Annotated in this window: 7 protein-coding genes; 2 read left to right on the forward strand and 5 right to left on the reverse strand. The window is 65.6% G+C overall.

Annotated features, from left to right (window positions below; all coding sequences use genetic code 11):
- From ACIQ6O_RS10735 to ACIQ6O_RS10755, 5 genes are all read right to left on the reverse strand, one after another.
- Positions 1-362, reverse strand: a 362-nt coding sequence (locus ACIQ6O_RS10735; RefSeq protein WP_396207785.1) for a type IV pilin protein, incomplete at its 3' end; no start/stop codon positions are given.
- A 268-nt stretch (positions 363-630) separates the two neighbouring features.
- Positions 631-1,008, reverse strand: coding sequence for a type IV pilin protein (locus ACIQ6O_RS10740; RefSeq protein ID WP_396207786.1), 378 nt, complete (start codon positions 1,006-1,008; stop codon positions 631-633).
- 274 nt (positions 1,009-1,282) lie between these two features.
- On the reverse strand, positions 1,283-1,654 hold the full coding sequence (locus ACIQ6O_RS10745; RefSeq protein WP_396207787.1) for a type IV pilin protein: 372 nt from the start codon (positions 1,652-1,654) through the stop codon (positions 1,283-1,285).
- Positions 1,647-3,029, reverse strand: a complete 1,383-nt coding sequence (locus tag ACIQ6O_RS10750; protein WP_396207788.1) for a sigma-54-dependent transcriptional regulator — start codon at positions 3,027-3,029, stop codon at positions 1,647-1,649. Before ACIQ6O_RS10750 ends, ACIQ6O_RS10745 begins: the two co-directional genes overlap by 8 nt.
- Positions 3,026-4,717 (reverse strand): nitrogen regulation protein NR(II), encoded by a 1,692-nt coding sequence (locus ACIQ6O_RS10755; RefSeq protein WP_396207789.1) that lies wholly within the window; start codon positions 4,715-4,717, stop codon positions 3,026-3,028. Before ACIQ6O_RS10755 ends, ACIQ6O_RS10750 begins: the two co-directional genes overlap by 4 nt.
- Positions 4,718-4,868: 151 nt before the next feature.
- Between ACIQ6O_RS10755 and ACIQ6O_RS10760 the strand changes: the two genes are divergently transcribed.
- Together ACIQ6O_RS10760 and ACIQ6O_RS10765 are read left to right on the forward strand one after the other, a co-directional pair.
- Positions 4,869-6,230, forward strand: coding sequence for a hemolysin family protein (locus ACIQ6O_RS10760; RefSeq protein WP_396207790.1), 1,362 nt, complete (start codon positions 4,869-4,871; stop codon positions 6,228-6,230).
- A 32-nt stretch (positions 6,231-6,262) separates the two neighbouring features.
- A partial coding sequence (locus tag ACIQ6O_RS10765) for a class I SAM-dependent methyltransferase (RefSeq protein ID WP_396207791.1) occupies positions 6,263-6,968 on the forward strand: 706 nt, incomplete at its 3' end.

The raw sequence follows: 6,968 nt of genomic DNA on the forward strand, positions 1-6,968 counted from the left end.
CCGCCCGGCTCACCCTCGGCCAGGCCGGCCGGGGTCGAGGCCCCCACGCCGATGATGCAGGTCGAGCCCGTGGCGTTCGCATGCGTCGCCGATGCCGCCCAGCCCGTCGCCGTCTGCGCCGTCATCGTCAGCGTCACGCCCGACGAGCCCGTCGGCGCCGTGTAGCCCACGTAGGTGTTGTTGTCCGCGAAGTACGCCTCGGCCGCCGACACCATGTTCTTCAGGTCCGACTTCATGGCCGTGATGTAGGCCTTCTTCTTCGTGTCGGCAAACTTCGGGATCGCGATCGCAGCCAGAATGCCGATGATCACGACGACGATGAGCAGTTCGATGAGAGTGAAACCCTTACGCGTACGCTGCATGACTGAACTCCGATTGATGGGGGAAGTGCAGGACCACATGTCCCGACGCTCCACCCATAGAGCAACGCGCATACCAACGTCGGCACACGATTTAAGTCATTGCTATTAAATATTTTCCATTTTTTGAACCATTCAACACATTTCGTCTGATCGCGTTTTCCGCAAATCCCCTTGCGTTGTGCAATTGTGGGAGAGCGCTCCTCGGGCGCCGGAAACGAAAAAGGGCCGGGCATAGCGCCCGGCCCCATTCGCCTTCCGGCTGCGTCGATTACTTGCAGCTCGCGCCGCCCGGCTCACCCTCGGCCAGGCCGGCCGGGGTCGAGGCCCCCACGCCGATGATGCAGGTCGAGCCCGTGGCGTTCGCATGCGTCGCCGATGCCGCCCAGCCCGTCGCCGTCTGCGCCGTCATCGACAGCGACACCCCCGACGAGCCCGTCGGCGCCGTGTAGCCCACGTACGTGTTGTTGTCCGAGAAGAACGCCTCGGCCGACGACACCATGTTCTTCAGGTCCGACTTCATGGCCGTGATGTAGGCCTTCTTCTTCGTGTCGGCGAACTTCGGGATCGCGATCGCGGCCAGGATGCCGATGATCACCACGACGATCAGCAGTTCGATGAGCGTGAAGCCCTTGCGGTTGGTGCGCATACGTTTGTCTCCAGTGGGGGGTGACCGCTGCGCACCGGATTCGCTGCGCCAGTCGATTCCAAAGAATGGCAAGCATTCTGCCAACGTGAGACGACTAATGAAAAGCATTGTGTCGTAATGCGTTACATCATTTTGTGCCGCGTTGGATCAAATTGTGACCGTCGTGTCCTGCACGGTTTGCCGCACAACGCGAAAACGGCGACCGGCACCGGTACCCGTGCCAATCGCCGCCCATTCGCTACGCCCGTCCGGCGCTCACCGACGTTGTGCCACGTCAGCGGCAGATCGGTTCGGCGTCCGCTCCGCCACCAGAGCGGATCTCGCAGACGAAGTTCGGCAACGCCTCGTGTCGCGCGCTTGCCGTCCACTCCGTCGCGGTTCCGCTGAACTCTAGCGTCACGCCAGCCGACCCCCGAGGCGCCGTCATCGTGGCGTACGTGTTCTCCGTCACGAACTTCGTCTCGGCGATCATCCCGATGTTGTGGAGATCCGACTTCATCGCCGCGATATAGGCCCGGCGCTTCGAATCACCGAACTTGACAATGGCCACCGTGGACAGCACGCCGATGATGACCATCACCGCCAGCAGTTCGATGATGGAAAATCCACGTCGGCTTCGCGCGCACGGCCGCGACATGTCAGGCATCACCATAGCGGGCAAGCTTTCGGTACAACGTGGACGGATCAATACCGAGCATGTCGGCCGCGCGACTCTTGTTGCCGCCCTCGTTCTGCAGCACCCATTGAATATACGCGCGTTCGATCGCTTCCAGTGTGGGCGTCACGGGGGTGCGTTCGCTGACCAGTGGTTCGGCGCGCCGTGCCGTCACGCGTTCAGGGAGGGCATCGGGGCGAATCGTGTCACCCTGCGTGAGAATGACGGCGCGCTCGAGGGCGTTCTCGAGCTCGCGCACATTACCCGGCCACCCATAGGCCATCAGCGCATCGAGCGTTTCCTCGCCCAGCGCCTTGGGGGCTTCGCGTCGGGCCTGCGCCGACCGGGCAAGAAAGCTTTCGGCCAGCAGCGGAATGTCCTCGGTGCGATGGCGCAGCGGGGGTAGATGCACGGCAATGACGTTCAACCGATAGAACAGGTCAGCGCGGAAGGCGCCGCGCTTGATCTCGTCTTCCAGGTCGCGATTGGTGGCGGCAAGTACGCGGGTATTCACCGACTGCGCTTCCGTTGCGCCCACGGGAATCACCTCACGCTGCTGCAGCACACGCAGCAGCTTCACCTGCGTCGACGGCGTGGTTTCGCCGATTTCGTCGAGGAAGAACGTCCCGCTGTTGGCTGCCGCGAAGAGGCCCATCTTGTCCTTCACCGCGCCCGTGAACGATCCCTTCACGTGCCCGAACAGTTCGCTCTCCAGGAGGGATTCGGGCAGTGCCCCGCAGTTGATCGAGAGGAACGAGTGGTCGGTACGCGCGCTCAGATCGTGGATGTACCGGGCGATGACTTCCTTGCCGGTACCGGACTCGCCGGTGATGAGGACGGTGGAGTCGGTGGGCGCGACCGTCTCGGCGAGACGCAGCACCTCCAGCCAGCTCTTGCTGCGTCCGATCGGCCGGCTGCTGCTGCTCTTGTCGCGGCGGCGGATCTCCTGCTTGAGCGACTGGTTCTCGACGCGCAACCGACGATGTTCCGCCGCACGCTTGAGAATGGCGAGCAGCTCGTCGTTGCGGAACGGCTTCTGGATGTAGTAGAAGGCGCCTTCGTTCACCGCCTGCATCGCCGACTGGAGCGTAGCTTGGGCGGTCATGAGAATGACCGGCACCTCTGGATCGCTCTGCCGCACATGGCTCAGCACCTGCACCCCGGTCACATCCGGCATGCGCACATCGGTCAGCACGATGTCGGGCTTGAGTTCGTCGAACCGTTCGATGCCCTGTCGCCCACCATGGGCGGTGACGGGGGTGAACCCCTCGGTCTTGAGCAGAATGCGGAGTGATTCGAGGATCCCCGACTCGTCGTCGACAACGAGGACGCGGGGCGCAGCATCGAGGACAGCGGGAGCGGTCACGCGGAAACTCCGGCGAGGCGATCGGTAGTGAGAACGGGCGGAACCGGCATGGCCGGTGAAACAGGCAGGACCACGCAGAAGCGCGTTCCCTGGGGCAGACGGTCCACGAGGACCACGCCGCGGTGCGCCTCGACGGCGCGATGGACCACCGGCAGCCCGAGCCCTGTGCCGCCGACCTTACCGCTCACGAACGGTTCGAACAGACGGTCCTTCAGGTCGTCGGGAATCCCCGGCCCATCATCGGTGACGGTGATGGCGATCAGATCGCCGGTCACGGCCACGGAGGAACCATTCACGCCGTCGGGCTGGCGGCGATCCACTTCAACGAACACGTGCCCGCTGGCGCCGACGGCCTGGATGGCATTGAGCACGAGGTTGAACACGGCCCGGTGCAGCAGGTCCTCGTCTCCATTCAGTCGGGGCAGATCGGATGCGACATCTACTTGCACCTGCACCCCCGGCCCACGGTCGGGATGTGATGCGGCCAGCATGGCGGCGGTGTGGGCCATCGCCCCGACATCGAGGGAAGCAAGGCGCATGACGCGCGTACGGGCAAAGTCGAGGAAGTCGGCAAGCAGCCGGCTCAACCGATCAGCCTCTCGCACAATGAGACTGTGCAGGATGTGCTGATCGTCGTCTCCGTCCGGCGCCGGGGCGTGCAACCGAGCCAGCTGCTCGGTTGCACTGCGAATGGCGGCCAGCGGATTGCGAATCTCGTGGGCGAGTGACGCACTCAATTCGGCCACCGCCTGCAGCCGTTCCGCCCGGACGTGCATCGCCTGCAGCCGCTTGCTGTCGGAGATGTCCTGGAAGATGGCCGTAGCGGTGACGCCACCATCAGGGCGCGCACCATCCGCCACCGTGGTGGTCACGCCGATTTCAACCTCGTCGTCGCCGCGGCGGATGATGCCCTCGGCGCGAGTGGTCCGCACCCGTTCCCGCGCGCTGCGCTCGAGCAGGTCGGCAAGCTGTGGCGACACATGCAGCAGCGACGGCAGGAGGGGCTTGCCGGTGAACGAACGCAGGTCGAGCCCCAGCAGCTCACCGGCCGCCGGGTTGGCGTACAGAAGGCGCCCCTGCGAGTCGACGGTCACGATGCCCGAGCGAATCGTGCGAAGAATTTCCGCCGCTTCGAGCTGCACCTTGACCAGCTGAGCGGCCAGCGCTTCACGACCCGACCCTGCCTGCCGCAGCCGGAGCGCAACATATCCCGACCCCACGGCAACCACGGCGAAGACGGCCACCTGCACGCCGACGCCTACGAACGGCGTCCCGACCCCGGGCCGCAGCCACAGCACATCCAGGGAGTACAGCACACACGCCGCGGCCGCCACCCCGAGCCCACCCCGAAAGGGCAGGAGCAGCGCGGCGCTCGCGATCACGAGGATATAGAGGGCCGCGAATTGGGAGCTCCACCCGCCGGTGATGTGCACCACGGCGGTCACGAGGAGCAGGTCGATCGCACACTGCCCGCCATAGAACCAGTGCCCGGGCGGAAACTGCTCGACCTGGGCATACATGGCCGACCCGACCGTGGCGAGCATGGCGACCGCAAACGCCAAGGTCGCGATCAGGGTGTCCGACGGAGCCGCCTGATTCCAGACGAAGACGGCGGCCACCAGAATCGCACAGGCCAGGACCACGCGCGCCAGCCAGACCCAACGCAACATGCGCTGGGGGTCGAGCATTTCCTGTATGGGGTCCTGCGGAAGAGCGGGGGTATATCTCACACGCGGGGAAATCCGAGGTCATGCAGATTGCAAGACGGGGGAACACCCGTGAGGTCTTGCAGATTGCACTACCCTGACGAATCAGCCGTCCGCCCGTTTCCTTTGGCACATGATTGTCGATACTGCGCTGTCCGCCGACGCCGAATTGAGCCTGGGGACGATCACGTTCCGGCTTCTCTTCGTGCTCCTGCTCGTGTTGCTCAATGCCTTCTTCGTGGCCGCGGAGTTTGCCCTGGTGGCGGTCCGGCGCAGCCGGATCGACCAGATGGCGGCCGAGGGGGATAGCAGCGCCGTGGTGGTCCAGCGCGCGCTTTCCCAGCTGGACCGGTACATCTCAGGCACGCAGCTGGGGATCACGCTGGCATCGCTCGCCTTGGGCTGGATTGGTGAACCGGCCGTGGCGGTCCTCGTGGACATCGCCCTGCGGCAGGTGGGGATCACCCCGGAGCCCGGGGCCGTGCACACCGGGGCCGGCATCGCAGTCGCTTTTCTGGTGATCACCTTTCTGCACATCGTGCTGGGCGAGCTGGCCCCGAAATCGATTGCGCTCGCACGCCCGGAGGGGGTGAGCCGCCTGGTGGCGCGTCCGCTGATGCTCTTTTCCCGGGCCATGTCACCGTTCATTGCCATGCTCAATGGCACCGCCAACCGCCTGCTGGCGCTGGTGGGGGTCGAGCCCGTCTCGGAGGGCGAGCATGTCCACAGTCCGGAGGAGCTCCGCCTGCTGGTCATGCAAGCGCGTGCCCACGGGACGCTCGACGAGTCCGACTCGGCCATGCTCGCCGGCGTGTTCGACTTCCACAACAAGCGTGCCTTGGACGTGATGCGCCCGCGCACCGAAATGGTGGCGATCGCGGAGGACGTGGAACTCGCCGAGTTGCGCGAGATCCTGCGCCGTGAGCGCTACTCGCGGTATCCGGTGTACCGGGACACCGCCGACGATGTGGTGGGCGTATTTCTCGCCAAGGACTTCTGGCTGGCCGAGCACCCCGAGGCCTTCTCGCTGCGCGAGCATCTGCGCGAGCCGCTCTTCGTCCCGGCGACGCGGGCCGCCGAGCGAGTACTCGATGACCTGCGGCGGACCCGGGCGCATCTGGCGGTCGTGCTCGATGAGTATGGTGGGACCGCGGGCATCGTGACGATGGAAGATCTCGTGGAAGAAGTCGTCGGCGATATTGCCGACGAGTACGACCCGCTCTCACGCGATGCCCTGCTCTTCGACGGCGTGCTCGAGCTGGCCGGCTCGATGTCGCTCGTGGATGTGCGCTCCGACCACAAGCTGCCCATCCCGGAAGGCGACTGGAGTACCTTGGGCGGGTATGCCTTCGCGGCGCTCGGGCGACTCCCCAAGGTCGGTGATCGGGTGTCGTATCCTGGTGGGGAACTCGAGGTAGTCGCGATGGATGGGCGCCGGGTTGCTGCCCTGCGCGTCCATCGCCGTACGGAGATCGCGGGGCATCCGGGCATATGAAGCCACTACGAATTCTGGGAGTACTGGGCATCGTGCCCTGGCTCCTGTCCACCGCGTTGGCCTGCCGCCCCGCCGCCGAGCGCGTGGCGGTGAACGGATCGCCCGCCGTGGCCGTGGGCGCCGACACGATCCTCCCCGCCTCGGGGCAGGGCGCGCCCGCGTCCGCCTTCCCGGCACCGGCGCGCGACGTGGCCGATATCGTCGCGCCGCGCTGGATCAACGAAGATGACCGGGATGACGCCGGCGAGTTTACGACCGTCGCGCGTCTGGCCCGCCTCCGGCCGGGACTGGCGGTCGCCGACATCGGCGCCGGCGACGGGTACTACGTGGCCCGCCTGTCCAAGCTCGTCGGGCCATCGGGGCTGGTCTACGGCCAGGACATCATGCCGGACTACCTCGGCATGCTGCAGCGTCGCGTAGAGCGCGACGGCTTGGCGAATGTGCGGGTGGTGATGGGCGAGCCCCACGATCCGCGGTTGCCGGCGGCCAGTGTCGACGTGGCACTCATGATTCACATGTATCACGAGATCACGCAGCCGTTCGCCCTGCTGTGGAATCTCGCGGGCGCCATGAAGCCCGGCGGCCGCCTGGTCATTCTCGACCTCGATCGTCCGACCTTCGGCCACGGTACGCCACGTATGCTGCTCGACTGTGAGTTGCGCCGCGTGGGATACCAGAAGCTGTCGTTCACGCGCACGGGCCCCGAGGAATACGTCGCCATCTATGAAGCGCCCGCGC

Source organism: Gemmatimonas sp. (assembly GCF_044345575.1).
Classification (GTDB): Bacteria; Gemmatimonadota; Gemmatimonadetes; order Gemmatimonadales; family Gemmatimonadaceae; genus Gemmatimonas.